This window comes from Mesorhizobium sp. B1-1-5, from assembly GCF_006443065.1.
Lineage (GTDB): Bacteria > Pseudomonadota > Alphaproteobacteria > Rhizobiales > Rhizobiaceae > Mesorhizobium.
The window spans coordinates 1-1,189 of the sequence record NZ_VFWS01000515.1; the positions used below are offsets into that span (position 1 = coordinate 1).

Consider the following 1,189-nt stretch of genomic DNA (forward strand, 5'->3'; position numbering starts at 1 on the left):
CAATCGAAGGATCGAGGCATGACCGATCACAGCGGCGGGACGGAGGATGGCGACGCATCCGCGATACTGATCCCGCTCCACGAGGCACGCCGTGCGCGCCTCGACCAGCCGGTGCGCTTCGAGCGGCGCGAACTGGACCAGATCCTGAAACTCTACGGGCGCATGGTCGCCGCCAATGAATGGCGCGACTACGCTATCGATCATCTCACCGACAGGGCCGTGTTTTCGGTGTTCCGCCGGGCCAGCGAGGTGCCGCTGTTCCAGATCGTCAAGGACCCGAAGCTGGCACGCAAACAAGGCGCCTTCGCCGTCATCGCCGCGGGCGGCCGCATCCTCAAGCGCGGGCAGGAGCTTGGCCGTGTGCTCGGCGTCTTCGACAGCAAGCTGAAGCTGGTCGAGGCCTGAACCGCGGCGCAATTGCTCGGTTGACCTCAGTCTTGGCGCTCATCTAAGCCCTTATTTTTCTTGGTGGAATTTCCGTTCCGGCAATGATTCCGGATCTGGCGGGGCGGATGCCCCGCCGTTCAGCGCCAGTTGCATGAACACCGTGTCCAGCCAGCGGCCGTGCTTGTAGCCGGAGCCTTCGAGGCGGCCGGAATGACGAAAGCCGAGCTTTTCGTGCAGCTTGACGGAAGCGCTGTCGGGATGGCCATCGCCGATCACCGCGACGATCTGGCGAAAGCCCGCAGCCTCGGCGGCCGCGATCAGGCTTTGCATCAGTTTGAGGCCGACACCCTGGCCCTTGGCATCAGGCGCGACATAGACGGAGTCCTCGACGACAAAGCGATAGGCCGGGCGCGGCCGGAAGGGACCGGCATAGGCATAGCCGAGCACGGCGCCATCCTTTTCCGCCACAAGGTAAGGGAAGCCGCCGGCCTGGAGCGTGTCGAATCGCGTGCCCATTTCGGCGCGACCTGGCGGCTCCAGCTCGTAGCTCGCCGTGCCGCGGGCCACAGCGTCGGCATAGATTTGCGTAATGGTGTCGAGGTCGGCCGCGCGTGCGGCCCGTATAACGATAGTGCTCATTCTTTATGCAGGCCTCTTTGTCTGCCTGCAATAACAGCAAAGGTCAGCGCAAAAGACAAGGGCGGCCGTTGGGCCGCCCCTTCCAAACCCGATGGTCCAGTCAGACCATGACACGGACCAGGCCTTAGCGGCGGTCGCCAATGAACTGGAGCTGGCACATGAA

At 63.7% G+C, this 1,189-nt stretch carries 2 protein-coding genes; one reads left to right on the forward strand and one right to left on the reverse strand.

Annotated features, from left to right (window positions below; genetic code table 11):
- Nucleotides 1-18 precede the first annotated feature (18 nt).
- Complete coding sequence (locus FJ980_RS32875) at nt 19-405, forward strand: DUF2794 domain-containing protein (RefSeq protein ID WP_140547585.1); 387 nt, start codon at nt 19-21, stop codon at nt 403-405.
- Nucleotides 406-456: 51 nt separating this feature from the next.
- Here the strand turns inward: FJ980_RS32875 and FJ980_RS32880 are convergent, their stop codons facing one another.
- Nucleotides 457-1,026 carry a GNAT family N-acetyltransferase gene (locus tag FJ980_RS32880; protein WP_140547586.1) on the reverse strand — a complete coding sequence of 190 codons (570 nt, stop codon included), beginning with the start codon at nt 1,024-1,026 and terminating at the stop codon, nt 457-459.
- Nucleotides 1,027-1,189 lie beyond the last annotated feature (163 nt).

Coding starts and splice junctions, on each gene's coding strand:
- FJ980_RS32875 (WP_140547585.1), top strand. CDS start 19: ATGACCGATCACAGCGGCGGGACGGAGGATGGCGACGCATCCGCGATA.
- FJ980_RS32880 (WP_140547586.1), bottom strand. CDS start 1,026: ATGAGCACTATCGTTATACGGGCCGCACGCGCGGCCGACCTCGACACC.